This is a genomic window from Sphingomonas glaciei (genome assembly GCF_023380025.1).
GTDB classification, from domain to species: domain Bacteria; phylum Pseudomonadota; class Alphaproteobacteria; order Sphingomonadales; family Sphingomonadaceae; genus Sphingomicrobium; species Sphingomicrobium glaciei.
The window spans coordinates 1,228,493-1,253,929 of sequence record NZ_CP097253.1; the positions used below are offsets into that span (position 1 = coordinate 1,228,493).

The following is a 25,437-nucleotide window of genomic DNA, read 5'->3' on the forward strand; positions in this document are numbered from 1 at the left end:
AGCACTCCCCTCCCGCTTGCGGGAGGGGCCGGGGGTGGGACTGGTCGGATCAAAAGCTCGCTTCGCTCGAACCCACCCCTAACCCCTCCCGCGAGCGAGAGGGGAACAGAGCCTAGCGCATCAGCACCAGTTCTTCGGCCATCGTCGGGTGCAGCGCGAACGTGGCGTCGAAGTCGGCCTTGGTGAGCCCCGCCTTCACCGCGACCGCTGCGCCCTGCAGGATCTCGGGGGCGTCGGGACCGATCAGGTGGACGCCGACGACCTTGTCCGAGCCTTCGTCGACGACGATCTTGTAGAGCGCGCGCTCGTTGCGACCGGCGAGAACGTATTTCATCGGGCGGAAGTCCGAGGTGTAGGTCCGGATGACGCCGAGCTTGTTCTTGGCCTGGCTTTCGGTGAGGCCGACCGAGCCGATCGGCGGGTGCGAGAAGACCGCGCTCGGGATATTGTCATAGTCGACCGTGCACGGCTTGTCGCCGAACTGGGTGTCGGCAAAGGCGTGGCCCTCGCGGATGGCGACGGGGGTGAGCTGGATGCGGTCGGTGACGTCGCCGACGGCAAAGATCGAAGGGACGGTCGAGCGATATTGCTCGTCGACCTTCACCGCGCCGCGCTCGGTCAGTTCGACGCCCAGTTCCTCGAGCCCGAGCCCTTCGGTGTTGGGGATGCGGCCGATGGCGAAGAGGACCTGGTCGGCCTCGATGTCGTCGCAGCCCTTCATCTTGCAAAGGATCGACCCGTCCTCCCGCTTCTCGAGCGAGTCGAAGCCGGCGTTGAAGCGGAAGTCGATGCCCTTGGCGAGGCTGGTCTTGACCAGGCGGTCGACGATCTGCTCGTCATAGCCGCGCAGGATGGTGTCCGATCGGTTGACGATGGTGACGTGGGCGCCGAGCTGGTGGAAGACGCCGGCGAATTCGTTGGCAATGTAGCCGCCGCCGGCGATCACGACGCGCTTGGGCATCTCCTCGAGCTCGAACACGTCGTTGGAGGTGATGGCATGCTCGACGCCGGGGATGTCGGGCAGCGCCGGGCGGGCCCCGGGGGAGAGCAGGATCTTGCCGGCGGTGACGGTGCGGCCGTCGGCGATGCGGAGCGATTGGGGGCCGGTCACCACGGCGCGGGTCTTGAGCACCGTCACCTGATGGTTGGCGAGGGTTTCCCCGTAGAGGCCCTCGAGCCGGCCGACCTCGGCCATGACGTTGTCGCGCAGGACCGGCCAGTCGAATCGGCGGCTGGGGATGTCCCAGCCGAACATGGCGGCATCGTCGAGGTCCTCGGCAAAGTGGGCGCCGTAGACGAGCAGTTTCTTGGGCACGCAGCCGCGGATGACGCAGGTCCCGCCGACGCGATGCTCTTCGGCGACGGCGACACGGGCCCCGTGGCCGGCGGCGATGCGCGCTGCGCGGACCCCGCCCGAGCCGGCGCCGAGGACGAACAGGTCGTAGTCGTAGGAAGTGTCAGTCACAGGCCAGCCTTCTCGATGAGGGCGCGGGTGGAGGGGTCGAAGGCGGCGCGGGTGTCGGGATCGTCGATGGCGCGGGCCATGTCCTTGCCAAGTTCGACGCCGAACTGGTCGAACGGGTTGATTCCGAGCAGCACGGCTTCGGCGAAGGTGCGATGTTCGTAGAAGGCGAGCAGGGTGCCGAGCGCCGAGGGATCGAGCTGGTCGAGGAGGATGGTGGTCGAGGGGCGGTCACCAGGATAATTGCGATGCGGATCGTCGGACCCGCGCCCGGTCATCAGCGCGGCGCCTTGGGCGAAGCAGTTGAGCAGTAGTTCGCGGTGGTGGGCGGGGTCCTGCTCGTCGCTGGCCTCGGCCACGGCGATGAACTCGACCGGGACGAGGTGGGTGCCCTGGTGGAGCAGCTGGAACACCGCGTGCTGGGCATCGGTGCCGGTGCCGCCCCACAGGATTGCGGAGGTCTGTCCCTCGACCGGCGAACCGTCGAGGTGCACCCGTTTGCCGTTCGATTCCATCACCAATTGCTGGAGATAGGAAGGGAGCAGCCGGAGCCGTTCGTCATAGGCGAAGATCGCCCGGGTCGAGGCGCCGAAGCCCTGGGTGTAGGTGAGGTCGGCAAGCGCGGCGAGCAGCGGCAGGTTGGCGTCGGCCGGTGCCTCGGCGACATGTTCGTCGACCATCGCGGCGCCATCGAGCATCGCTTCGAACGCGTCGGCGCCGAGCGCGAGGGCAGCGGGGAAGCCGATCGCCGACCACAGCGAATAGCGGCCGCCGACGCTGGGCGCGAAGGACAGGACGCGGGTTTCGTCGATGCCATATTCGATCGCCTTGTCGGGCGCGGCGGTGATGGCGATCAGGCGGCCGTAGGGATCTTCCACCCCCGCCTCTTCGAGCCAGGCCAAGGCGGCATCGGCATTGCGGAGGGTTTCGGCGGTGGTGAAGGTCTTGGAGGCGACGGCGACCAATGTGGTGGCGGGGTCGAGCCGGCCGAGCGCCTCGTCGACCGCCTGGCCGTCGATGTTGGACAGGATCTCCACCCGGTAGCGCCGCTCGGTCCGGCCGAGCGCATCGACCAGCAGCGCGGGCCCGAGCGCCGAGCCGCCGATTCCGATGTGGAGGATGCCGGTGATGTCGCCGAACGCGCCGGCCTCGATCGCATCGACCATCGCGCGCATCCGGCCGCGGCGCTGCGCGGCGAGCGCGACGGCGTCGGGAGAGCCGAAGCCGCGTTCGGCCGGATGCTCGGCAGCGCGGCCTTCGGTCGGGTTGACCACCTCGCCGGCGAACAGGCGGGCCAGCGCGTCGTAATAATCCTCGGTTTGGAGCGCAGCGACGGCTTCGCGGGTGAGGTGGGTCTTTGACAGGTCGAAGCGGATGCCGCCGAGATCATGGCTGAAGTCCTCCGCCCGGGCCGGATCGGCGGCGAACAGGTCGGCGAGGGTGGACGGGGGGCCGGCGCCGAGGAAGGCGAGCGAAGTCGGGGGGGAAGGCATGGTGGGGACATAGCGACGGCGCCCGTGAAATCCACCCTGCCCTGCTTGACCGCGAGCCCCGCCAAAGCCCAAGGCCGTTCGCAGAATGGCACGAACGAAGAACGACAAGTCGAAACAGGAAGGCGGCGGCGGACTGCTGCGCGGCCTGCTGATGATCCTGGTGCTGGCGTGGATCCTGCGCAGCCTGATCGCGGCGCCCTTCAGCATTCCCTCGGGATCGATGCTACCGGGGCTGTATGTCGGCGACTATCTGATCGTGTCCAAATGGAATTACGGATACAGCCGGGCGAGCTTCCTGTTCGGGGTCCCGCCGATCTCGGGCCGGCTGCTGGCCAAGCTGCCCGAGCGCGGCGATGTGGTGGTGTTTCGCGGCCCGGCCGGCAACGACGTCATCAAGCGGGTGATCGGGCTGCCGGGCGACAGCGTCGGTACGATCGGCGGCCGGGTGATCCTGAACGGCCAGGCACTGGCGACCAAGCCGCTGAGCCCCGTCGGCATCCCGGTCAGCGTCAACAGCCCCTGCCGCGCGGTGCGACCGCAGATGCAAGGCAACAGTTGCATGTTCTCCGCCTTCCAGGAGACCCTGCCGGGCGGCAAAAGCTATGTCGTGCTGGACCAGGTCGACAATCCGGTGGTCGACGAATTCGCGCCGGTGCAGGTGCCGGCGGGGCACATCTTCCTGATGGGCGACAATCGCGACGACAGTGCCGACAGCCGCATCCCGCCCGAGATGGGGGGAATGGGCTTTATTCCGATCGAGTCGCTGGTCGGCAAGGCCCAGGTCACCTTCTGGTCGACCGACGGCACTTCGTCGTGGCTGCTGCCGTGGACCTGGTTCAGCGCGGCGCGGAGCGAACGGATCGGATCGTCGCACTGATGGCGGACGTCGGCGCCTTTGTCAGCGAGCGGCTTGGCCATCGTGCCAACGACCCCAAACTGTTCGAGCGGGCGCTGACCCATGGCAGCGTGGGTCGCGACAGCTATGAACGGCTGGAATTTCTGGGCGACCGGGTGCTGGGCCTGGTGATCGCGCGGTGGCTGTACGAGCGCTTTCCCGACGAACCCGAGGGCAAGATGAGCCGGCGCTACAATGCGCTGGTGGCGCGTGAAACCTGCGCCGAGGTCGGGCGAGACTGGGGCGTTCCAGCGCTGGTCAGGCTTGGCAAGCAGGCGCGCGAGGATGGCGCGCAGCTGTCCGACAATGTGGTCGGCGACGTGGTCGAAGCGCTGCTTGGCGCGGTGCTGCTGGACGGCGGACTAGATGTGGCCGAGCGGCTGGTGCGGGCGAGCTGGAGCGGGTATCTCGACGTCCAGAAGAAGGCGCCGCAGCATCCCAAGTCGCAGCTGCAGGAAGTGGCGGCGGCGCGGGGCCTCAAGGCTCCGGTCTATGAGCTGCTGGGGCAGTTCGGGCGGCACCATGCGCCGACCTTCCGGGTCAAGGTGAGCGTCGGCGGGGCCGGCGAGACCGAGGCCGAAGGCGCGAGCAAGCAGGAAGCGGAAACGGCGGCTGCGGCTGCCTTGCTGGAGAAGATCAGTTGAGCAAGCGGTGCGGCCTGGTGGCGGTGATCGGTGCGCCCAATGCGGGCAAGTCGACGCTGGTCAATGCGCTGGTCGGGCAGAAGGTAGCGATCGTCAGTCCCAAGGCGCAGACCACGCGCGCCCGGCTGATGGGGATTGCGATCGAGGGCGACAGCCAGATCCTGCTGGTCGACACTCCCGGCATCTTCTCGCCCAAGCGGCGGCTCGACCGGGCGATGGTCAAGGCAGCGTGGGAAGGTGCGGAAAGCGCCGACCGGCTGGTACTGGTGGTGGATGCGGCGGCGAGCATCGGCCAGCGCGCCGAAATGGTTTTGCAGGGAATCGAAGGGCGGCCCGAGCCCAAGATCCTGGTGCTGAACAAGGTGGATATCGCCGACAAGGGCAATCTGCTGAAGTTCGCGACCGAGCTGAGCGGGCGCCTGTCGCCCGAGCAGGTATTCATGGTCTCCGCGACCAGCGGCGATGGGGTGGCGGACGTTAAGAACCACCTGGCGGCGGCGATGCCGGAAGGGCCGTGGCATTATCCCGAGGACCAGCTCAGCGACGCGACCGACCGGATGGTGGCGGCCGAACTGACCCGTGAGCAGCTGTATCTGCAGCTGCACGCCGAGCTGCCTTATGCCAGCGCGGTCGAGACCGAGAAGTGGGAAGAGCGCAAGGACGGGTCGGCGGTGATCCACCAGCAGATATTGATCGAGCGCGACAGCCAGAAGGCGATCGTGCTGGGCAAGGGCGGGTCGAAGCTGAAGGCGATCGGGGCGGCGGCGCGCGAGGCGATCGGCGAGCATCTCGGCCGCAAGGTGCACCTGTTTCTGCACGTCAAGGTCAACCCGCGGTGGAGTGAGGACAAGGGCCTGTACGAGGATATCGGGCTCGACTGGTCGAACTAGGCGAGCAGTTTTTCCACCCAGGCAGGCACGAGCTCGGACGCTCGTCCGAGTCGCGTTTCGTCGAAGAAGATGCTGCCCTGGCTCGGGTCGAGATTGAGCTCGAGGCAGTGGGCGCCGACGTAACGGGCGGTCTGGACGAAGCCGGCGGCCGGGTAGACCGCGCCCGACGTGCCGATCGAGACGAACAGGTCGCAGCCGCGTAGCGCTTCGTCGATGCGGTCCATCTGGTAGGGCATTTCTCCGAACCACACGATGTCGGGCCGGACCTCGTCGCAGGTCGCGCAAGAGGGGCAAAGCGCCCCCTCCCCCATCGTTCCTGACCAGGCGAAGCGATCGTCGCAGGCGAGGCACCAGCCGCGTTTCAGTTCCCCATGCATGTGGATCAGGCGGGTGGAGCCGGCGCGTTCGTGGAGGTCGTCGACGTTCTGGGTGACCAGCAGGAAGTCGCCGGGCCACTCGCGCTCGAGCCGGGCGAGGGCAAGATGACCGGCATTGGGCGCGACGGCGTCGAGGTAGGCGCGGCGGGCATCGTAGAAGGCGTGGACGAGAGCGGGGTCGCGGACGAAGGCTTCGGGCGTGGCGATGTCTTCGACCCGGTGGCCCTCCCACAGCCCGTCAGCGGCGCGGAAGGTCGGCACGCCGCTGTCGGCGGACATGCCGGCACCGGTGAGGATGACAAGGCGTTCGCCATTTTGTCCGCGTTCGGCAACCATCCTGCAACCTTTTTGTTTACACTATTATCAGCAAGCGCTGATCATAGGATAATCACGCCATGTACCGCCACGAGATCGGCATCGATCCTTCCGACATCGACCACATGGGTCATGTGAACAACAGCGTCTACCTGAAGTGGGTTCAGGAAGCGGTGGTTCGCTATTGGGAGGGGGTCGCCCCGGCCGACGCGGTGACCCGGCACCTGTGGGTGGCGCTGAAGCACGAGATCGAGTTCAGGCGTCCGACCTTCCTCAACGACGTGGTCGTGGCCGATGTGATCGCCGAGCGGGTGCAGGGCGCCAAGGCGCTGTTCACGACGGTCATCCGCCGCGGCGAGGACGTCTTGGCGGAAGTGAAGAGCACCTGGTGCTGCCTCGATGCGACGTCGATGCGGCCGGCTCGCCTGGCCAAGGACATCGTGAGCCGCTTCGTCCCGGCTTGAGTCCGGTTGCTTCGGCCCGGACGCGCCGCCAAGGTGCGCCGATGCGCCCGACCTCCCAGCCGCTTCGCCTGACGCTCATCGCTCCCGAGGGAAGGATGGGGAAGGCGATCGCCGAGGCGGTAGCGGATGATCCGAGCTTCGCGATCGATCCCGACCACGGTGACGTGATCGTCGATTTCTCGGCGCCTGAAGCGCTCGCCGCCTCGCTCGATCGCGCGACCCGGGCGGTGATACCCATTCTGATCGGGACGACCGGGCTGGACGATCTGGCTGATCGGCGCATTGCCGAGGCGAGCCGATCGGTCGCCGTGCTGCGTGCCTCGAATACGTCGCTCGGGGTGGCCCTGCTGGAGGAACTGGTCGAGCGCGCGGCCCGGGTTCTGGGGAACGGCTGGGACGTGGAGGTGCTGGAGATGCACCACCGCCGCAAGCGGGATGCACCCTCCGGGACGGCGCTGACCCTCGGTGAAGCGGCGGCGCGCGGACGCGGCACGCCGATGCGGCGGGAGGACGCCCGCAGCGGGCGGCAACTGGAGCGGGAGGAAGGCGCGATCGGCTTCGCCGCCTTGCGCGGAGGGACCGTGGTCGGCGACCACGACGTGATCTTCGCTGGGACGGACGAGCGGGTGGTCTTTTCCCACCGGGCCGAGAGCCGGATGATCTTCGCTCGCGGCGCACTGGCGGGAGCCCGCTTCCTGGCCGGTCGGGCGCCCGGCCTCTACACCATGCGCGACGTTGTCGGGGCGCTATGAAGAAAGCGCAGGCGGCCGAACTCTACCTGCGCCTCGCCGAGCTCAACCCCGAGCCGAAGGGCGAGCTGGAGTGGACGAGCCCCTACACGTTGCTGGTGGCGGTGGCGCTCTCGGCGCAGGCCACCGATGTCAGCGTCAACATCGCGACGCGGCAGCTGTTCAAGGTAGCCGACACGCCGGAGACGATGCTTGCTTTGGGCGACCAGGGCATCCGTGAGCACATCACGACGATCGGCCTATTCAACACCAAGGCGAAGAACCTGGTGATGATGGCGACCCAGCTGATCGAGCGGCATGGCGGAGAGGTGCCCGCCGACCGGGACGCGCTGGAGCAGCTGGCCGGGGTGGGCCGCAAGACCGCCAATGTCGTGCTCAACATCGCCTTCGGGATGCCGACGATCGCGGTCGATACCCATGTCTTCCGGGTCGCCAACCGTACCGGACTGGCGCCCGGCAAAACCCCGCTCGACGTCGAGCGCAAGCTCGCGAAGGTCACTCCTGCCGAATACCTGCTGCACGCCCATCATTGGTTGATCCTGCACGGGCGCTACATCTGCAAGGCCCGGGCGCCCGAATGCTGGCGATGCCCGATCGTCGAGCTCTGCCGCTACCGTGACAAAAGGCTGGTGCCGCCTAAATCCAGGTCCGCTGGAAGCGCCGCCCCAGCCCCGTGAGAAGCTCGTATTGCGAGATTCCGGTTTGCAGAGCAGCCTGCTGAAGGTCGAACTCCAGATCGACCCAGTCGCCCTCGCGAAGCCCGGGAGCGGCGCTGGCATCGAGAGTGACGAGATCCATCGAAACGCGGCCAATGACGGGCAAGTCGGCGGCGTCGAATACTGCATAACCAAGTGAAGAAAATGCGCGTCGGTAGCCGTCCGCGTAGCCGATGTTGATGATAGCCACCGTCATGTCGCGCGGAGCGGTGAATGTGGCATTGTAGCCAACACCACTGCCGGCCTCGACCCGCCGCAACTGAATGATCTGAGCACGCGGTGTGCAGACCTGCTCTATCTCGGATGCGGCAGGACAAGGGATGCCGCCGTAGAGGGCCAGGCCAGGACGGACGAGGTCGAAGGCATAGTCCCGACCTAGGTAGATGCCGGCACTGTTCGCCAAGCTGTATCTGCCAGCGCTCACCGCGGTCCGAATCTCGCAAAACCGGTTGAGTTGGATCTGGTTGAGAGGATGCGTTTCGTCTGCGCAGGCGAGATGGCTGTGCAGCGTGTGGATCGTGAGGCCGTCGAGGCAATCAAGTTCCGCAAATCCAAGCCCGAGCCGGTTCATGCCGGTATCGACCATGACGTCGCACGGCTCGGAGGCCCAGGAACTGGCCTTCCACCTCGCTACCTGCGCCGGGCTGACCAGAACCGGCCGGACGCCACTGCGAGGCTCGTCGTCCGGCCCGAGACCATGCAGCACCGACAGCAAGCCCGGCTCGAGGAAGCCGAGTTCGGCCGCTTCGCGCCAAGTCGACACGAAGAAGTCGCGACAACCTTCCGCTAATAGCAGTCGCGCGACTGCTTGTACGCCAAGGCCATAGGCGTCAGCCTTTATGGCAGCCCCGGCAACTGTGCCGGAACGGGTACAAAGATGATGATAGTTGGCCGCCAGCGCACTCTTGCAAAGCCGCAAAGCGAGGGGAGAATGCATCGGCGAGCCTTAGCGTCCGCTGCTTCTCAGGTCGAGTGACCCGGCCTCGACGATCGCCGAGACCGGGTCATCATGAGTTCAGCCGCGAACCGGCTCGACAGGCGGTCGAGGCGGAGGCGGAGGCGGTGCCGGGCATGTATCGGTTGCGAGGATCACCGTGCCATCCGGGCAGGTCTGGGTGGCCGGCGGTGGCGGCGGCGCAGGTGCCGGCTCCACGACCGGCGGCAGCGGCGCGACGGGCTCGCGACCCAGATTGAAAATCAGGCTCGCCAAGATCGAATGCGAGCGGAACCGGCCTTCGAGGCTTTCGACCGCTGACAGATTGGCCGCGTCCTGCAGATCGACCTTAGAACGGAAATACCGATACTTGAGGCCGAGATCGACGTTGTAGCTTACCGGAACGCGCATGCCGGCGATCAATTGCCAGGCGAACGACCGGTCGCTGCCGCTGACACCACGACCCGCGGGCACACCCGGCCCTGAGATGACGTTGTTCAGCGCCACGCGGGCAAGCCCAACACCGCCGCCTGCATAGACCTGCAAGGCGTCATCGCTGCCAAAGTCGAGCAGGAGGTTCGCCATCGCCGACCGGACGTTGGTCCTGCCATCGATGGTCAGCGGGCCAGTGTTGTTGAACTGGATCGCTGGAGCGACTGACACGCCCGTGGGCACGGCCCGCTTCCAGCCGAGCTCCGCTTCGGCGCGTACCAGACCAAGATCATAGCCGGCGATGAAGTCGAGATCGAAGCCGGTCTTGTGCTCGATGGCGATTCCGTTCGGAACCTCCAGAGCACGCAGCTGATAGTCGAGCTTGAGCTTCTCCGGCTTTACCGCGCCCCCTTCGAAACCGACATACGGCAACCCATCGCGCGCATAGGCCGCAGATGGAGCAAGCGCCAATAAAGTAGCGGCGAGCAGAGCAGATTTAAACGGCATACGTCCCCCTCTTGGACAAGTTGGGGTCCATAATAGGAAGGCGGTCGCCGATGTTCCTATCATTGTTTTACCGCCGCCTCGAAAAGAGAGGCGTGTGGCTTTCAAGCCGCACTACGCTGATGCGATCAGACCATGGTTGCGCAAGGCCGTCAGCACCTGAGCCAGCGCACTTCGCGCCTCACTGTCGACGACATTTCCTCCTGAAATGTTTGCGATTGGAGGCTGCTGATTCCTTAGCACACGTAACCCGTCGATCTGAACCTCGCTGCCGTTGATGATCCCTGTCGACCACTGACCGGCCAGATACCGCCATGTACGGCCATTGGCTCGATCGACCAGTTGCAACCCGTCGAAGGGAGCTATGAACCTCCACCCGCTTTCCGACCAGCAAGCGATTGCATTTGGGCGACCGGTCCACACGCCACCCGGTGCGCTGCCCACGAGGTATGAGAGGCCTTGCTCTGGCGTCTGTGGTGCGGAGTTGATGGGAGGGCCTGCGCAGCAGGCATGAACAAGTGCATCCAGGAGGATCGTCGCGTAAAAGTAGACATAAGGCTTCTTAGAATAGGGATCGCGAAGGATGCTGGTCTCGGCTCGCTCGGTGATGATGTAGCCGGCCTTGAAGTTGCCAAAGGCGATCGACAGGCTGTTCGCGGCCACGTCGGGCATGTCCTCGGCCTCGATGACCGGATAGCCGAGCAGGGTCGAAGGCTGACCCGCTACCATGCCGCTCTGCCAGATGAAGGCGCCGTCCGTGGTCTTCATCTTTCGGACCAGCGCCGCAGTGGCCGAGTTCATCACGAACACGGCACCCTGGCGGTAAGGCTGGCGCAGCGACTGGACCAGATCGACCAGCTTGTCCTGCGGATTGGTCGCCGGAAAGGCTGCCGACACGCCGGTGCCGATTGTCTGCAGCGTCCCGATCGGACGAACGCCGTCCGCAGTGGTCGCGGTCGGCGAGGACAAAAATCCGAGCGGCTGGTTGGCGCCCGTCCCCTTGACGAAGGCCGACCCCTCGGCGCGGGCAAACTCGGTCGCGATTTCATTGGCAAGCCAGGCTTCGACGTCGAACATCGCATCGTCGAGCATGTGTTGCGACGCCGCCGGGTTGGCGTAGAGCTCCCCCGAGGCCGGGACGATCTCGGTAAAGGTCGGCGTAGCAGTTTCGGGCCGAAGCGCCTCGAAGCCGACCCAGCCCGCCGGCGTTCCGCCAGAGGAGATCAGCTTGCGATAATTCGAGCTACCGATCTTCACCACATTGGCGATACGGCGGATCGGGGAGATCGCTACCAGGGTCCGGTCGATGACCTCGTCGATCTCGCGGGGAATGGCGTGGCCGCCCGCGCCGACGCTCGCATTGTCGACCGACTTGCCTTCGAACCCGCTATCGCCGGTCCGGAGGAAATCGCCGAAGCCTTCCTGCACCGCGCTCTTCTGCTCGGTGCCGAGGTGCGGACGACCCGCCTCGACGAGATTGCTGCGAAGCTTCGCTTTGAGATCGTCGATCTCAGCCCGAAGCCCGCTCACGCCTTCCTGCCCCTGCAGAGCCGTGAACGACTCTGCAAGCGAATCAGCCTTAAATTCCATGCATGTTCTCCAGTGTGGAAACGTGGCTCCGCAACCAGAGTGGTTACGAAGCAACCTTGTGGACGCAGGCGAGCGGCTGCATTGGCCGCCGCACCAGACTGACTTCCAGAAGTTCTAGGTCGCGGATCTCGCGGGCCGAGGCACGCTGCTCCGCCGACCTCACCCGGTAACCGAAGCTCAGTCCCGATAACCGCCCATGTTCGATCTCGCGGGCCAGCAGTCGCCCAAATTCGTCATCGTTCAGCCGCCCGATGACCTGCAGTCCCCGCGCATCCTCGGCCAGATGTTCGATCTGGCCGACTCGCCGCCCTGCCTGGTGCTGCCACAACAGCGGCACGGTGCCGTTCCGCTTCAGCGACTGCCGAAAGGCGCCGGCGCGCACGATGTCGCCGCCCCGGTCGACGCGGTCGAACACCGACGCATAGCCGGCGAAGCGCAGCCCCTTGCGAGCTCGCTCGATGCGCATTGCTCAGTTCCTCAGCAGGTCGCGAAGGCTGGACTGGTAGGCGATCACCACCATCAGGCCGGCCAGGCAAATCCGGACCAACCACCTGGCAACCGTTTGCCAGGCCGATTTCTTGACGTCGCGCCAGGCGCCCAGCAGTTCGCGCAGCTCGTCCATGTCGCGCCGCGCCGTCTTGTCCTCCAGCCCAAGGGAGGTGAGCGCCCGGCACGCCCCCGCGTTGCTGGCCTCTTCGACCATCGCCTGCAGGATGACGAAATTGACCGGCTGACCTTCCGCGCTGGCAATCAGCTGGGCCAGCAGTTCGTCGGAATCGCGCCGGATCAACCTTGCCGCCCCCCGCGCTCGAAGCCGAGCATCTCGCGCTTTTCTTCGGCGGAGATGAAGTCGGCCTGGGCGACCATCTGCCACAGTCGCTCGCGATCCTCTGCAAGCTCGCTGATCGCATCGGTGTCGACCGCCAGCTTGACCGGCCCGACCCAGTCACGCAGCGCCTCCGACACTTCGCCCAGTATGCGCTCGGCAAGCGGCAAAACAGTCTGCCGATACAGGGCTCTCCCCGCCTCACGCATGTTGCTGTAGGCCGTATCCCCCGGCAGCCCGAGCAGCACCGGCGGCACTCCGAAGGCCAGCGCGATGTCTCGAGCGGCGGCTTCCTTGACCGCGACGAAATCCATGTCAGTCGGGCTCAGGCCCAGCGATTGCCAGCGCAATCCGCCTTCGAGCAGCATCGGGCGGCCTGCATTCAGGCTCCCGCTGAACTGCTTCTCAATCTCCTCGCGCAGCCGCTCGAACTGCGGCCCGCTCAGCGGCGCGCCGTCCGGCGGATCATAGGTCAGCGCACCCGAAGGCCGCGCCGCATTGTCGAGCAAGGCCTTGTTCCAGCGGCTCGCCCGATTGTGGATCGACGCCGCCGCGCTTGCTGCCTCCAGACAACCCAGCCCGTGCTGATCCTGCACCGGGTTGAGCGACTTGATGTGGATGAGCTGGACCCGCTCCAGCGCGTCGTGGCGATTGATCCTGACCGGCTTGCGCCCTGCCTTATAGACGTAGGCATGCGGCCAGCCACGCTCGTCGGTATCGATGGTGACCCGATCCGGCTGAAGCAGGAACAGCTCCGCCGGCGCACCAAGCGCCTCCACCAGCTGGAGATAGGCATTGCCGTGCAGCAGCAGTGAGGCCGCCGTCTGCTCGAGCAGGCTCGACCGCCCGATCAGCGAAGCCGCTGTCTCGTCGCCTTCGATCGCGTACACTTTGAGGGCGCCGACCGCTCCGGCGATCATCCTGACCGCCCGTTGACCGACCGGATTGCCAAGGAACACTTCCTTCAACTGCGCCTGATAGCCGCTGGGGAAAAGGCTGCGTTCGCTTGATGCCGGATATGACAGGAACAGCGGCGGGACGTCCGCCGACTTGCGTCCGAACCACCGCATTTCAGATCCTTTGATGATCGGACCAACCGCCTTGCGATTCGTCCCAGTGTTCACTTATGTGCCAGAACAGCGTGACGATGTCAAGTGTTTTGTGCCGTATGGGTTCGCACCTTGCTCACGCCCGGGCACGACACTTGCAAGCGAAGCCCACTTGTGCCAAAGGCCCGCGTCCGTTCCCGCAGACCTGTTTGCGTGGCGGACATCAGGAATACCGAAGACAGCCGGAGGGGCGTTCGCATGGGGCGATCGTCAGCGATCGGTCAACATGAGAGATTTGCATGCCGCTTTACGAGCATGTCTTTCTCGCAAGGCAGGATCTGGCTCAAGCCCAGGTCGACGCTCTTGCCGAGACGGCAACCAACATCATCAACGAACACGGTGGAAACATCGTCAAGGCCGAGACCTGGGGTCTTCGCGGCCTCGCCTACCGGATCGCCAAGAACCGCAAGGCTCATTACGTGATGCTCGACATCGACGCGCCGGCCGCTGCCATCGCCGAGCTCGAGCGCCAGACCGGCATCAACGAGGACGTGATCCGCTACATGACCGTGCGCGTCGACGCCCACGAAAAGGGTCCGTCGGCAATGATGCGCCGCCAGGAGCGTGACCGCAGCGAACGTGGCGACCGCGGCGATCGTGGCGACCGTGGCGACCGTGGCCCCCGCATGGACCGGGGCGATCGTCCTGACCGTGCCCCGCGCGAAGAGATGGGAGCGTAACCGATGGCCCGTGCATTTTTCCGCCGCCGCAAGTCGTGCCCCTTCTCGGGCAAGGATGCCCCCCAGATCGACTACAAGGACGTCCGTCTGCTCCAGGGCTTCGTGTCCGAGCGTGGCAAGATCGTCCCGAGCCGCATCACCGCGGTGAGCACCAAGAAGCAGCGCGAGCTGGCCAAGGCGATCAAGCGCGCCCGCCACATCGGCCTGCTCCCCTACGTGGTCAAGTAAGGAGCCTGATCGATGCAAGTCATCCTGCTTGAGCGCGTCGAGAAGCTCGGCGCCATTGGCGATGTCGTCACCGTCAAGAACGGTTTCGCCCGCAACTTCCTTCTTCCCCGCAAGAAGGCGCTTCGTGCCAACGAAGCCAACCGCAAGCTGTTCGAATCGAACCGCGCCAAGATCGAGTCCGACAATGCCGAGCGCCGCTCGGTTGCTCAGGATTCGGCCAAGGGCGTCGACGGCAAGACCGTTCAGCTCATCCGCCAGGCGTCCAATACCGGCCAGCTCTATGGTTCGGTCAGCGCCCGTGACATCGTCGACGCCCTTGAGGCCGACGGTGCCAAGGTCGCCAAGAGCCAGGTCGTCCTTGATCGTCCGATCAAGTCGATCGGCATGCACGAAGTGCGCGTCGTCCTCCACGCCGAGGTTGCAGTCACCGTCAAGGTGAACGTGGCCCGCTCGCCCGAAGAGGCCGAGCTACAGGCGCAGGGCGTCGATGTCATGGCGCAGATGTTCGAGCGTGATAACGCCGGCTTCACCGAGGCCTACGACCCTAACGCCGAGCCTGGCACGATTGCCGAGGAAGGCGAAGCGGAGGCGGAGCAGGCCCCCGAAGCCTGATCTCCACCACTGCTTCTACGGGATTGGGGCCGTCCGGTATCACCGGGCGGCCCTTTCCTTTTGTCGCAACGACTTCCGTCTGCCGCACAGCCACGGAACGCTCTTCGTCGCTGGCTATTCTCTTTCCCAAGAGCACGGGCACTCGGAGGAGACATCAGATGAACGGTGACGAACGCACTCCCGGTCAAGGCAATGGCCAGAAGAGCCCCCAGGACCGGTCCCAGCAGCAGACACAAACTGAGCAACGCGGAAGCCAAGACGGCGGTATGTCGACCGGCCAGGCCTCCTACGGCAACAGCGGCGATACCGCCTCGAGCGCGCCGAGCCAGAGCACCACGCTCGATCAGGAAAGCGACATGGGTCAGTCGGGCGGCGGCGAGCAAGGTCGTGAGACCAGGCTATTCACAGGGTCGGACGACGACATGGGTAGCAGCACCGGGACGGGTCGCAGCGGTATCGAAGGCAGCGCCGACAATCCCGACCAGCCGGACGCCGGTCTTGGCGGAAGCACCGGCCGCTCGGGTATCGCAGGCAGCCTGGACGACAAGGGTGAGGCCATCAGCCAGGACGCCGACGCCCAAAGCTTCGCCGACCAGGGTCAGGGTGCCTTGAACGAGGACCTGATGGGTTCGAGCGGCGACAGCGACAGGACCGATATCGAAACCGAACGTTCGCAAGGTCGCGAAACCGACATCGAGGGCAGCAGCTTCTAGGAGTTCTGGGGAGCGCACCCGCGTGCGCTCCCCAGAACTTTGCATCGTCACCCCTTTGGCGAGAACACCTAACGAATGCGATAATAATCCGCGACCCGGTCGAGTGCCATCTTGAGCACCAGCTTGCCCGCTCGCGCCGGCCAGCCGAGCGCCGTTTCGGCGTCCCTCATCCCCTCCCCCGCGCACACGATCCGCCACAGGATATCGGACATGCCGGTCCCGGCGGCCTGCAGGGCATCGTCGAACCTTGCCTTTGCGATCGCCTGCAATTCGGTTCGCTCCAGCTTCTGGCAGCGACCCTGTCGACTTGCCGATGCCGATGCCGGATCCCAGCGCATCGTCATGCAAGGCGACAGGTTGGCGCGCTCCCAATCGGCCCGGAGCTGTTCCCCCGCGTCGAATTGCCGGCGATCGAGGTGACCGTGACGATGAAGCCATCCAAGCGGTGACTCCACCTGATTGACGGTGACCGATCGGCGAACCCCACGGGTGACCTTGCCGCCGTCCTTGACCGCTTGTTCGACTAACAGGCGCTTGGCCATCCGAGAACTCCCCTTCCGCTTCCGAGTCGATGCCCACTTGCCAGATCGCAGCGAATGTAGGACAGAAGAAAACACCTAAAAGGTTCGCAGGGGGAAGTTCATGATCACGCGCATCCGCGAAGTTCGCAAAGCCAAGCGCATGACGCTCGATGACGTGGCGCGGGCCTGCTCGCCCGCAACGACGCCACAGACCATCGGGCGGCTGGAAACCGGCATGCGTACCGTCTCGATCGGTTGGCTCAACCGTATCGCGGATGCCTTGGGCGTTTCGCCCACCGACCTTGTCGATCATCCTGCTGCCGAGAAGCTGGAAGTCATCGCCCTGCTCAACGGCGACAGTGCGGTCGCCCCACGCAAGGCCCAGGTTGTCCTTCCCCCGCGCCCCGAACCTGCGCAGGTGGCGATCCTCGTCACCGCCAGCATCGCCGATTATCGCACCGGCGACGAATTGTGGTGTGATCGCCTGAACCCGGAGCAGTTCGGACGCGCCCTCAACCGCGACGTCCTGGTGCCAAGGCCCAGCGGCCGCTTCCAGTTCGGCCGCCTGCTCGCCCGCGAGGAAGGCAAGCTCCACCTCCTGCCGCTCGGCAGCGGTGCCCGGCAGGTGGTGGTCAATGATCCGGCCTTCCTCGCGTTGCCAGCCAGACTGGTTCGAAAGGTCGGCTGAAGTCATCTTCTACGGCATGCACCGTCTCAGGGTCGTCGCGCCAGAATAGTGAATAGGCGCAGGGAGAGTGCCTGAAGCCCCTCGCCCTCAGCCCCTGACCCAGCCGCCCCTCAGTTCTCCTCAAATAGCCGATGCGGTTGACCAGCCATCAAAAGACTGGAAAAGGCGCCGTTCCCCTGGCGTGGGGCGCTTAGCTCAGCTGGTAGAGCGGCTCGTTTACACCGAGTAGGTCGGCGGTTCGAACCCGTCAGCGCCCACCATTCTTCGCTTTCCTGGGCGCTCTATCCATTGCCAGGGTCTGCGTCAGCAGCGCCCTCGCGCCCTAAACCGCCGCCATCCCGACTTCATGGAAATAGCGACGTAGTCCGGCGCTGGTCGCCGGGGCCATCTCGATGAAGACACGCCGGCCATCATGTGGATCGTCCCGGCGCACCAGCAGGCCCCGATCGGTCATCGACTTGATCCAGCGTAGCGCCGTGGTCGCCGGCACGGCCGCAGCGATGCATAGGCTCGACACGGGGACTCGGTGCTGCACGATCTCGGCCTGCAACAGGTCCAGCAGCATGTCCCACGCCGGGTCCGCGAACAGGTCGGCTGGGAGGAAGGTGGAGCGGAGCCGCCGCGCGCGGATCATAGCCCGGAGCGCTTCGGCCGAGACGTTGGGCACGTCCGAACGCGGCGGCGCCATCGTCGCGGGGGACAGCGGCGGGCCGGCCGATGCCGTACTCAACCGCGCCAGGGTCGAGGCGATACGGCTCACTTCCTCGCTCAACTGCCGCAGGCGGGCCGCGCTGGCGTCGGAGGCGACGTCGCGCGCGGCACCGATGTGCTGCGGCTGGATCGCCAGCGAGAGGGTGGCGAGCCGTTCCATGTCGTCGGCGTTGACCAGCAGATCGACGTTCGCATCGGCAAGCTGCGCCAGCACTTCATCCACCTGCTCCAGCCGGGTCGCGACGACGACGCCGAAACTCTTGCGCGCGGCCTCCCGACCGGCTCGGTCGAGCAGGCGGCGAACGGGAAGCGTCGGCTCGTCGTCGAGCTCGATCCACAAGGCGGACAGCGTAGCCCGTTCCTCGAGTGCTTCGACCGCTTCGGCCGGGCTGAGCTCCGACAGGGTCCGAAGGCCGCTCAGCTCGGCAGTGGTGCGGGCACGCTGGCGCGCGGCGGGCGTGTCCCCAACGACCATGATGGGCGCGCGGATGGGTTCTGCATTGTCGTAAATGAAAGGAGACGTGGCAACGGTCATGACACCATCCTGTGGGAGCCAATGTAACCGAGCCCGAGCAGACTACACTGCAAATCGGCGCCATGTCAGCGAAATCTTTCTCCGCTTCGGAGATGACCATCATCGGGCAGCAATCAGAAAAGGTGTCTGGGAGAAAAAACGGCAGCTAAGGCGACGGCGACATGACCAGAAATGACAATGATGGCACGTGGTACAGAGGCACGGTCCTGATCAACCTGCGCCATGGTCTTCGCCAGTCGTCACGCCTTGCCGAAGAATTGGCGAGCGACATGATCGTCGGCAGCGAGGCGCGCGGGCTGCTCTGCCGCCTCAAAGCGATCGGTGCCGAATTGGATGATCTCGCCTTCAGCAATCCGGATGTGAGGCGCGCTCATAACGATCCGCTTTGGGAACAGCCGCCGCACCCGTTTCGCAACGCGACCTTCTAGTCCGGCATGTAAGGCGCGAGCAAAGGGCCTCGCCATCCGGAAGAAGCAGCAAAGCCGGGATTGAGGAAACTGGGCTTGCCGTAGCCGAGCGGCGAACCATCCGGCGCATCGACGCGGCCACCCGCAGCAAGCAGCACTGCGTGGCCGGCCGCCGTATCCCACTCGGACGTCGGCGACAGGCGCGGATAATAGTCGGCTGCACTCTCCGCCAGCAGGCAGAATTTGAGGCTCGATCCGACCGACACCAGTTCGGCCTCGGGGACCTCGGCCGCCAGGAAGTCACGGGTCGCCTGGTTCATGTGCGACTTGGAGGCAACCACGGTCAGCCGCTCGCCAGGGACACGTACCCTGAGCGGCTCGCGCGTTCCGCCCGCTTCCTCGACCCAGGCATCGCCGCCGACGATGCCCGCCCACAACCGCCCCTGTTCGGGAGCCAGGACCAGGCCCAGCACCGGCGAGCCCCCCACCACCAGCCCGATATTGACGGTATAATCGTCACCGCCGCGGACATATTCGCGGGTGCCGTCGAGTGGGTCGACCAGGAAGAAGGCGTCGGCGAGATCGGGAATGCGCCCCGCCGCCGCTTCTTCCTCCGCCACCACCGGGATACCCGGGGCATGTCGCGCAAGTGCCGCCAGGATGATCGCCTCGGCGGCGTGATCGGCCTCGGTCACCGGCGAAAGATCGCCCTTGTGCGCAACGTCGAAGCCGCGCCGCCGGACCGCCCGGATCGCCTCCCCAGCCTCGCGGCAGGCAAGCCCGAGCGGCTCCAGCAGTGCGGCCAGATCCACCTTACTTGGGCGCCATCCGGATGCCGCCGTCGAGCCGGACATGCTCGGCATTCATGTAGCTGCTCTCGATCATGAACACCGCGAGATTGGCATATTCCTCCGGCCGGCCGAGCCGCTTGGGGAACGGCACCTGGGCGCCCAGCGCGTCCTGCACCTGCGGCGGCATCATCGCCACCATCGGAGTCTTGAACACGCCGGGCAGGATGGTGTTGACGCGGACGCCCTCGTTCATCAGGTCGCGGGCGATCGGCAGGGTCATGGCGAGCACGCCGCCCTTGGACGCAGAATAGGCGGCCTGGCCGATCTGACCATCCTCGGCGGCGACCGAGGCGGTGTTGATGATCACGCCCTTCTCGCCGTCCTCACCCGGCTCGGCATCGACCATGCCCGCCGCCGAATGCGCGATGCAGCGGAAGGTCCCGACGAGGTTGATCCCGATCACCAGCTCGAACTGGTGGATCGGATATTTCTTTACCGCCTTGGTCTCGCGGTCGCGGCCGACGGTCTTCACCGCATTGGCGACACCGGCGCAGTTGACCAACACTCGCTCCTGACCGTGCGCGGCGCGGGCCTTTTCGAAGCCGGCGGCGACAGTGTCGTCGTTGGTGACGTCCACTTCGCAGAAGATGCCGCCGATCTCGGCCGCGACCTTTTCGCCCTGCTCCTGATTACGGTCGAAAATGGCGACCTTGGCGCCCTTGGCGGCAAGCGCCCGCGCAGTCGCTTCACCAAGGCCGGACGCGCCGCCGGTAACCACTGCCGCAATGCCGTTGATGTTCATGATCGAGCGCTCTCCCGAGAAGAAACCGATAGCGTCCACTTGTTCAGCTTCGGACGCCTGCATAACTGCAGCGCGTCTACCCAAACGCCGGGCGGTAGGACAGGATTATTCGGCCTCGACGCGCGCCAGCACGGCCTCGACCTGCACCTGCGCTCCCGCCTCGACATTGAGTTCCGCCACTACGCCGTCGAACGGTGCGAGCAGGGCATGCTCCATCTTCATCGCCTCGAGCGTCAGCAGACGCTGGCCCTTCTCGACTCGCTCACCGGCGGCGACGTCGACGCTGGTGACCTTGCCCGGCATCGGCGCGAGCAGGCTGCCACTGCCAACGCCGCCGGCATGGCTACCCCGGGCGCGGCGGTCGAAGGCATAAACCTGTCCCCCTTCGAACAGCACGACCCGTTCGTCGTCGGCAAAGCCCGACGCGGGGGCATATTCCTCGGCATCGTCGAGCAGGATGCGGCGGCGGTCGGCACCGAAGCTCAACACCGCGGAAGGCGCCGACGGCGCATTGAGCCGGAACCCCGCCAGCGTCGGCTGATCCTCGGCGGCGAGCGCAACCACCGCTGCGGCGCGCCACAGAGCATCATCGGGCTCGTTGTCCGGCACCAGCGTGTCGAGGCGGCGGGCGATGAAGCCCGTGTCGAGCTCGGCATCCTCGAAAGCCTCGTCGAGCAGGCAGTTGCAAAGGAAACCGGCGTTGGTCCGCACCGGCCAGACCTCGACCCCGTCGAGCATGCTCGCCAGCGCGTCGATCGCCTCCTCGCGGTCGTCGCCGTGGGCGACCAGCTTGGCGATCATCGGGTCGTAGAAGGGAGAGATGGCGTCGCCCTCCTCCACCCCGGTCTCGATCCGGCCTTCCTCGCCGAGATCAAAATGGTCGAGCCGCCCGGTGCTGGGCAGGAATCCGGTCGAAGGATCCTCGGCATAAAGCCGGGCCTCGATCGCATGGCCCGAGATCGACAGCTCGTCCTGGCGCTTTGGCAAGGGTTCGCCGCTGGCGACACGAAGCTGCCATTCGACCAGATCCTGGCCGGTGATCTCCTCGGTCACCGGATGCTCGACCTGCAGGCGGGTGTTCATCTCCATGAACCAGATGCGGTCGGCGCGCAGGCCCTCGCTGCCGTCAGCGATGAACTCGATCGTCCCGGCGCCCTCGTAATTCACCGCCTGGGCCGCGCGTACGGCCGCGCCGCACACCGCTTCGCGAGTCGCCGCGTCCATCCCCGGCGCCGGGGCTTCCTCGATCACTTTCTGGTGACGGCGTTGAAGCGAGCAGTCGCGTTCGAACAGGTGGACGGCATTGCCATGGCTGTCGCCGAACACCTGCACCTCGATATGGCGCGGGCTTTCGATCCATTTCTCGAGCAGCACGACGTCGTTGCCGAAGGACGAGGCCGCCTCGCGCCGGCAGCTATCGAGCGCGTCGGCGAATTCGGCAGGCGCATCGACCTTGCGCATCCCCTTGCCGCCGCCGCCGGCGACCGCCTTGATCAGCACCGGATAACCGATCGCATCAGCCTCGGCCTTGAGGCGTTCAGGCGCCTGGTCGTCGCCCATATAGCCCGGCGTCACCGGCACGCCGGCCTCGGCCATCAGTTTCTTGGCGGCGTCCTTGAGACCCATCGCGCGAATGCTGGCGGGCTTGGGCCCGACCCACACCAGCCCGGCGTCGAGCACCGCCTGCGCGAAGTCGGCATTTTCGGACAGGAAGCCGTAGCCGGGGTGGATCGCCACGGCGCCGCTCTCCTTCGCGGCGGCAATGATCCGCTCGCCGACCAGATAGCTTTCGCGTGCCGGCGAGGGACCGATGTGGACTGCCTCGTCCGCCATGCGAACATGCAGCGCCTGCGCGTCGGCATCGGAATAGACCGCCACCGTCCGAATCCCGAGCTTCTGCGCAGTTCGGATGACGCGGCAGGCGATCTCGCCGCGGTTGGCGATGAGGAGCGAGGTGATCATGCCCAATCGCATAGCCAAGCCGGTGGCCGGGTAACAGGGCTTACTCGGCCGCTTCTGCCACGCGCATCGGCTCCGCGGCCTGCATCGGCGTCAGCCCAAGCTTGGCGAACAGCGCGGCGTCCTTGCTGTCGCCGGCATTGGCGGTGGTCAGCAGCTTGTCGCCGGTGAAGATGCTATTGGCCCCGGCGAGAAAGCACAGCGCCTGGGTCGCCTCGCTCATGCTTTCGCGCCCGGCCGACAGGCGGACCATCGAGCGCGGCATGGTGAGGCGCGCGACCGCGACGGTGCGGACGAACTCGATATCGTCGATCAGTCGCTCGCCCGCGTACATGTCGCCAAGCACCGTTCCCTTGACCGGCACCAGCGCATTGACCGGCACGCTCTCGGGATGGCGCGGCAAGGTGGCGAGGGCGTGGAGGAAGCCGACACGGTCCTCACGGCTTTCGCCCATCCCGACGATCCCGCCGCAGCAGACGCTTATCCCGGCCGCGCGGACTTCCTCCAGCGTGTCGAGCCGCTCGGCGAAGGTGCGGGTGGAGATGATCTCGCCATAATGTTCGGGCGAGGTGTCGATGTTGTGGTTGTAATAGTCGAGACCGGCGGCCTTGAGTTGCCGCGCCTGCTCGCCGCTGAGCATGCCCAGCGTCATGCAGGTTTCGAGGCCCATCGCCTTCACGCCCTCGACCATGCGGCAGACCGCGGCCATGTCGCGGTCCTTGGGGCTGCGCCACGCCGCGCCCATGCAGAAGCGCTGCGAACCAGCCGCCTTGGCGTCAGCGGCGGAAGCAAGGACTGCGTCGACGTCCATCAGCTTCTCGGCCTTGAGCCCGCTCTCTGCGAACGCCGACTGCGAGCAATAGCCGCAATCTTCGGGGCAGCCGCCGGTCTTGATCGACAGCAGGGTGCAAAGCTGCACCTCGCCCGCAGCGTGATGCGCGCGGTGGGTTTCAGCGGCGCGGAACAGCAATTCGGTGAAGGTCAGGTCGAATAGCCCCGCAATTTCTGCGCGGGTCCAGTCTTGGCGGACAGTCGAGGACAAGGTGGAAATCTCCAGAAGTGTTATGGGATCAGAAGCGAACGACGGGCAGCCAGGGCTCGCCTAGCACCACCAGCGCGGTGCCGAGCGACGCCCCGATGTAGGCGCCGAGGTACCAGCGCCAGCCGAGACGCTTCTCGCGCAAGGCAAACGCGGTGAGCAGCGCGAGGAGCAGGATCACGGCCCCGAACAGGGTCCATTTGCCAAGTCCAAGCGCGATCGAAATACGCGCTTCGTCGTTGGGATAGTTGAGACTGGCGGCTGCCGCGATGAGGCGTGACGCCAAGGCGGCGAGGACGATCCCCGCAGCCAAGATCGAGCCGCGCCGCGCATAGAGGAAGGCGACTAACGCAATAGCAATGGTTACCAGCGGTCCGGCGGCCGCCATGGTCAGGCCGTCGGCGACCGAGTCGAACCGGCCCGACGCGATGGTGGCATGATTGGTGCGCACGATGACATCATAGCCCATCGCCTTGCCGGCGAAGGCATGCCCCGCCTCGTGGATGAGGTTCAAGACGACGACCACCACGAAGCCGATGAGGGCGATGAGCAGGATAGCCTGCAGCCCGGTACGCGATGACGCCACGAAAATTCCTTACAGGCTATGGAGAACGGATGTGGCCGAGGCCTACATCCGGAAGACGCCGAACCGCGGGCGCTCCGGCATCGGTGCGTTAAGGCAGGCGGCAAGCGCCAAGCCAAGCACGTCGCGGGTCTGCGCGGGATCGATGATGCCGTCGTCCCACAGCCGCGCGGTGGCGTGCCACGGGTTGCCCTGCGCTTCGTAATCGTCGCGGACGGGCTGCTTGAAGGCTTCGGCCTCCTCCGCCGTCCACTTGTCGGCGTCGCGGTGGACGGTGGCGAGCACACTTGCCGCCTGCTCGCCGCCCATCACGCTGATCCGGCTGTTGGGCCAGCTGAACAGGAAACGGGGCGAGTAAGCGCGGCCGCACATGCCGTAGTTGCCGGCGCCAAAGCTACCGCCGATCAGAACCGTCAGCTTGGGCACCTGCGCGGTGGCGACGGCGGTGACGAGCTTGGCACCATGCTTGGCGATACCCTCCGCCTCATATTTGCCGCCGACCATGAAGCCCGAGATGTTCTGCAGGAACAGCAAAGGCACGCGGCGCTGGCAGGCGAGCTCGATGAAGTGCGCGCCCTTGACCGCGCTCTCGCTGAACAGGACGCCGTTGTTGGCGAGGATCGCGACCGGCTGGCCGTGGATGTGGGCGAAACCGGTAACCAGGGTCGAGCCGTAGAGCGGCTTGAACTCGTGAAATTCGGACGCATCGACGATCCGGGCGATGACCTCGTGCACGTCGTAGGGCGCCCGGACGTCCTCGGGGACGATACCGTACAGCTCCTGCGGGTCGTGGGCGGGGTCGCGCGGCTCGACGCCTTCCAGCTCGGCATATTGCGGCGGCAGGGTGCTGACGATGTCGCGGACGATCGACAGCGCATGCTCGTCGTCGTCGGCAAGGTGGTCGACCACGCCGGACCTGCGCGCGTGGAGGTCGCCGCCGCCCAGCTCCTCGGCGCTGATCTCCTCGCCGGTCGCGGCCTTCACCAGCGGCGGGCCGGCAAGGAAGATGGTGCCCTGTTCGCGCACGATGATGCTCTCGTCGCTCATCGCGGGGACGTAGGCGCCGCCGGCGGTGCACGATCCCATGACGCAGGCGATCTGCGGGATGCCGAGCGCGCTCATATTGGCCTGGTTGAAGAAGATCCGGCCGAAATGGTCGCGGTCGGGGAACACCTCGGCCTGGTGCGGCAGGTTGGCGCCGCCGCTGTCGACCAGATAGATGCACGGCAGCCGGTTGGCCTCGGCGATCTCCTGCGCGCGCAGGTGCTTCTTGACGGTCAGCGGGTAATAAGTGCCGCCCTTCACCGTGGCGTCGTTGCAGACGATCATCACCTGCCGCCCGGACACCCGTCCGATGCCGCAGATGATCGCGGCGCCGGGCACCTCGCCCTCGTACATGTCGCAGGCCGCGAGCTGGCCGATCTCGAGGAACGGCGAACCGGGATCGAGCAGGCGTTCGACCCGCTCGCGGGGGAGCAATTTGCCGCGCGCGACGTGGCGTTCGCGGCTCTTCTCGTTGCCGCCGAGCGCGGCCTTGGCGACGTCGGCGCGAAGCCTGTCCGCCAGCGCGCGATTGTGCGCGGCGCGGGCCTGGAAATCGGCGCTGTCGGGCTGAACCCTGGTCTCGAGGCGCGGCGCGCTCATGCGTTTGGTGATCCCGTTCGTCGAAAACAACTCTCGACTCCGCGCCTAGCCGCGCCCGGGACGCTTGCAAAGCGGGGGCGACCGTCGCAGCGCGTGCCGCATCGCAATCACATACGAGGTACTC

Annotated in this window: 29 protein-coding genes and 1 tRNA gene; 13 read left to right on the plus strand and 17 right to left on the minus strand. The window is 66.0% G+C overall.

Going from position 1 to position 25,437, the window contains the following annotated elements:
• Positions 1-112 precede the first annotated feature (112 nt).
• Positions 113-1,465 (minus strand): glutathione-disulfide reductase, encoded by a 1,353-nt coding sequence (gene gorA / locus M1K48_RS05990; protein ID WP_249504936.1) that lies wholly within the window; start codon positions 1,463-1,465, stop codon positions 113-115.
• Positions 1,462-2,955, minus strand: a complete 1,494-nt coding sequence (gene pgi, locus M1K48_RS05995) for a glucose-6-phosphate isomerase (RefSeq protein ID WP_249504937.1) — start codon at positions 2,953-2,955, stop codon at positions 1,462-1,464. Before pgi ends, gorA begins: the two co-directional genes overlap by 4 nt.
• Positions 2,956-3,040: 85 nt before the next feature.
• On the opposite strand from pgi, the gene lepB reads away from it, so the two are divergent.
• The 3 genes from lepB to era are packed head-to-tail and all read left to right on the plus strand — an operon-like array spanning position 3,041 to position 5,384.
• The gene (gene lepB / locus M1K48_RS06000) at positions 3,041-3,832 is read left to right on the plus strand and encodes a signal peptidase I (protein WP_249504938.1); all 792 of its coding nucleotides are present in this window, start codon (positions 3,041-3,043) and stop codon (positions 3,830-3,832) included.
• The gene (gene rnc / locus M1K48_RS06005; RefSeq protein ID WP_249505199.1) at positions 3,832-4,494 is read left to right on the plus strand and encodes a ribonuclease III; all 663 of its coding nucleotides are present in this window, start codon (positions 3,832-3,834) and stop codon (positions 4,492-4,494) included. Before lepB ends, rnc begins: the two co-directional genes overlap by 1 nt.
• Positions 4,491-5,384 carry a GTPase Era gene (era, locus tag M1K48_RS06010; protein WP_249504939.1) on the plus strand — a complete coding sequence of 298 codons (894 nt, stop codon included), beginning with the start codon at positions 4,491-4,493 and terminating at the stop codon, positions 5,382-5,384. The genes rnc and era overlap by 4 nt, the downstream gene beginning before the upstream one ends.
• Here era and M1K48_RS06015 read toward each other — a convergent pair.
• Entirely contained in the window at positions 5,381-6,097 is a 717-nt protein-coding gene (locus M1K48_RS06015; RefSeq protein WP_249504940.1) for an NAD-dependent deacylase, read from the minus strand. The genes era and M1K48_RS06015 overlap by 4 nt on opposite strands.
• A gap of 59 nt (positions 6,098-6,156) precedes the next feature.
• Between M1K48_RS06015 and M1K48_RS06020 the strand changes: the two genes are divergently transcribed.
• The 3 genes from M1K48_RS06020 to nth are packed head-to-tail and all read left to right on the plus strand — an operon-like array spanning position 6,157 to position 7,966.
• A complete protein-coding gene (locus M1K48_RS06020) occupies positions 6,157-6,540 on the plus strand; it encodes an acyl-CoA thioesterase (protein ID WP_249504941.1) in 384 nt (127 codons plus the stop codon).
• A 41-nt stretch (positions 6,541-6,581) separates the two neighbouring features.
• Positions 6,582-7,292, plus strand: a complete 711-nt coding sequence (gene dapB / locus M1K48_RS06025) for a 4-hydroxy-tetrahydrodipicolinate reductase (RefSeq protein ID WP_249504942.1) — start codon at positions 6,582-6,584, stop codon at positions 7,290-7,292.
• Positions 7,289-7,966 carry an endonuclease III gene (gene nth, locus M1K48_RS06030; protein WP_249504943.1) on the plus strand — a complete coding sequence of 226 codons (678 nt, stop codon included), beginning with the start codon at positions 7,289-7,291 and terminating at the stop codon, positions 7,964-7,966. Before dapB ends, nth begins: the two co-directional genes overlap by 4 nt.
• Here nth and M1K48_RS06035 read toward each other — a convergent pair.
• From M1K48_RS06035 to M1K48_RS06065, 6 genes are all read right to left on the minus strand, one after another.
• Positions 7,926-8,942, minus strand: a complete 1,017-nt coding sequence (locus M1K48_RS06035) for an alanine racemase (protein ID WP_249504944.1) — start codon at positions 8,940-8,942, stop codon at positions 7,926-7,928. The genes nth and M1K48_RS06035 overlap by 41 nt on opposite strands.
• 78 nt (positions 8,943-9,020) lie before the next feature.
• Positions 9,021-9,983 (minus strand): outer membrane protein, encoded by a 963-nt coding sequence (locus M1K48_RS06040; protein WP_249504945.1) that lies wholly within the window; start codon positions 9,981-9,983, stop codon positions 9,021-9,023.
• A gap of 6 nt (positions 9,984-9,989) precedes the next feature.
• On the minus strand, positions 9,990-11,405 hold the full coding sequence (locus tag M1K48_RS06050; RefSeq protein ID WP_319941206.1) for a phage major capsid protein: 1,416 nt from the start codon (positions 11,403-11,405) through the stop codon (positions 9,990-9,992).
• 103 nt (positions 11,406-11,508) lie between these two features.
• Positions 11,509-11,931 (minus strand): HK97 family phage prohead protease, encoded by a 423-nt coding sequence (locus tag M1K48_RS06055; protein ID WP_249504947.1) that lies wholly within the window; start codon positions 11,929-11,931, stop codon positions 11,509-11,511.
• Between the two features lie 3 nt (positions 11,932-11,934).
• Positions 11,935-12,255, minus strand: coding sequence for a DUF6127 family protein (locus tag M1K48_RS06060; RefSeq protein WP_249504948.1), 321 nt, complete (start codon positions 12,253-12,255; stop codon positions 11,935-11,937).
• On the minus strand, positions 12,252-13,361 hold the full coding sequence (locus M1K48_RS06065; RefSeq protein WP_249504949.1) for a phage portal protein: 1,110 nt from the start codon (positions 13,359-13,361) through the stop codon (positions 12,252-12,254). The genes M1K48_RS06060 and M1K48_RS06065 overlap by 4 nt, the downstream gene beginning before the upstream one ends.
• A 278-nt stretch (positions 13,362-13,639) precedes the next feature.
• On the opposite strand from M1K48_RS06065, the gene rpsF reads away from it, so the two are divergent.
• The 4 genes from rpsF (at position 13,640) to M1K48_RS06085 (ending at position 15,633) form a co-directional block, all read left to right on the plus strand.
• Positions 13,640-14,080 (plus strand): 30S ribosomal protein S6, encoded by a 441-nt coding sequence (gene rpsF, locus M1K48_RS06070; RefSeq protein WP_249504951.1) that lies wholly within the window; start codon positions 13,640-13,642, stop codon positions 14,078-14,080.
• A gap of 3 nt (positions 14,081-14,083) precedes the next feature.
• Entirely contained in the window at positions 14,084-14,308 is a 225-nt protein-coding gene (gene rpsR / locus M1K48_RS06075) for a 30S ribosomal protein S18 (protein WP_168070454.1), read from the plus strand.
• Positions 14,309-14,320: 12 nt separating this feature from the next.
• Positions 14,321-14,920, plus strand: a complete 600-nt coding sequence (gene rplI, locus M1K48_RS06080; RefSeq protein WP_249504952.1) for a 50S ribosomal protein L9 — start codon at positions 14,321-14,323, stop codon at positions 14,918-14,920.
• 158 nt (positions 14,921-15,078) lie between these two features.
• Complete coding sequence (locus tag M1K48_RS06085; RefSeq protein ID WP_249504953.1) at positions 15,079-15,633, plus strand: hypothetical protein; 555 nt, start codon at positions 15,079-15,081, stop codon at positions 15,631-15,633.
• A gap of 68 nt (positions 15,634-15,701) precedes the next feature.
• Here the strand turns inward: M1K48_RS06085 and M1K48_RS06090 are convergent, their stop codons facing one another.
• Positions 15,702-16,175: a DUF6456 domain-containing protein gene (locus M1K48_RS06090; RefSeq protein WP_249504954.1), complete on the minus strand. Its 474-nt coding sequence runs from the start codon at positions 16,173-16,175 to the stop codon at positions 15,702-15,704.
• Positions 16,176-16,275: 100 nt separating this feature from the next.
• Here M1K48_RS06090 and M1K48_RS06095 point away from each other — a divergent pair, with 100 nt between their 5' ends.
• On the plus strand, positions 16,276-16,842 hold the full coding sequence (locus M1K48_RS06095; protein ID WP_249504955.1) for a helix-turn-helix domain-containing protein: 567 nt from the start codon (positions 16,276-16,278) through the stop codon (positions 16,840-16,842).
• A 184-nt stretch (positions 16,843-17,026) separates the two neighbouring features.
• Positions 17,027-17,102, plus strand: a tRNA-Val gene (locus M1K48_RS06100).
• Positions 17,103-17,164: 62 nt separating this feature from the next.
• On the opposite strand, the gene M1K48_RS06105 is transcribed toward M1K48_RS06100, so the two are convergent.
• Positions 17,165-18,088 (minus strand): helix-turn-helix domain-containing protein, encoded by a 924-nt coding sequence (locus tag M1K48_RS06105; protein WP_249504956.1) that lies wholly within the window; start codon positions 18,086-18,088, stop codon positions 17,165-17,167.
• A 161-nt stretch (positions 18,089-18,249) separates the two neighbouring features.
• On the opposite strand from M1K48_RS06105, the gene M1K48_RS06110 reads away from it, so the two are divergent.
• Entirely contained in the window at positions 18,250-18,516 is a 267-nt protein-coding gene (locus M1K48_RS06110; RefSeq protein ID WP_249504957.1) for a hypothetical protein, read from the plus strand.
• On the opposite strand, the gene cysQ is transcribed toward M1K48_RS06110, so the two are convergent.
• From cysQ to M1K48_RS06140, 6 genes are all read right to left on the minus strand, one after another.
• Positions 18,513-19,307: a 3'(2'),5'-bisphosphate nucleotidase CysQ gene (gene cysQ / locus M1K48_RS06115; RefSeq protein WP_249504958.1), complete on the minus strand. Its 795-nt coding sequence runs from the start codon at positions 19,305-19,307 to the stop codon at positions 18,513-18,515. The genes M1K48_RS06110 and cysQ overlap by 4 nt on opposite strands.
• 1 nt (position 19,308) lies before the next feature.
• Positions 19,309-20,088: an SDR family oxidoreductase gene (locus M1K48_RS06120; protein WP_249505201.1), complete on the minus strand. Its 780-nt coding sequence runs from the start codon at positions 20,086-20,088 to the stop codon at positions 19,309-19,311.
• A gap of 105 nt (positions 20,089-20,193) precedes the next feature.
• Entirely contained in the window at positions 20,194-22,050 is a 1,857-nt protein-coding gene (locus M1K48_RS06125) for an acetyl/propionyl/methylcrotonyl-CoA carboxylase subunit alpha (RefSeq protein ID WP_249504959.1), read from the minus strand.
• A 40-nt stretch (positions 22,051-22,090) separates the two neighbouring features.
• Entirely contained in the window at positions 22,091-23,089 is a 999-nt protein-coding gene (gene bioB, locus M1K48_RS06130; protein WP_406697255.1) for a biotin synthase BioB, read from the minus strand.
• A gap of 28 nt (positions 23,090-23,117) precedes the next feature.
• Positions 23,118-23,672, minus strand: coding sequence for a hypothetical protein (locus M1K48_RS06135; RefSeq protein WP_249504960.1), 555 nt, complete (start codon positions 23,670-23,672; stop codon positions 23,118-23,120).
• 42 nt (positions 23,673-23,714) lie between these two features.
• Complete coding sequence (locus M1K48_RS06140; protein WP_249504961.1) at positions 23,715-25,313, minus strand: carboxyl transferase domain-containing protein; 1,599 nt, start codon at positions 25,311-25,313, stop codon at positions 23,715-23,717.
• Positions 25,314-25,437 lie beyond the last annotated feature (124 nt).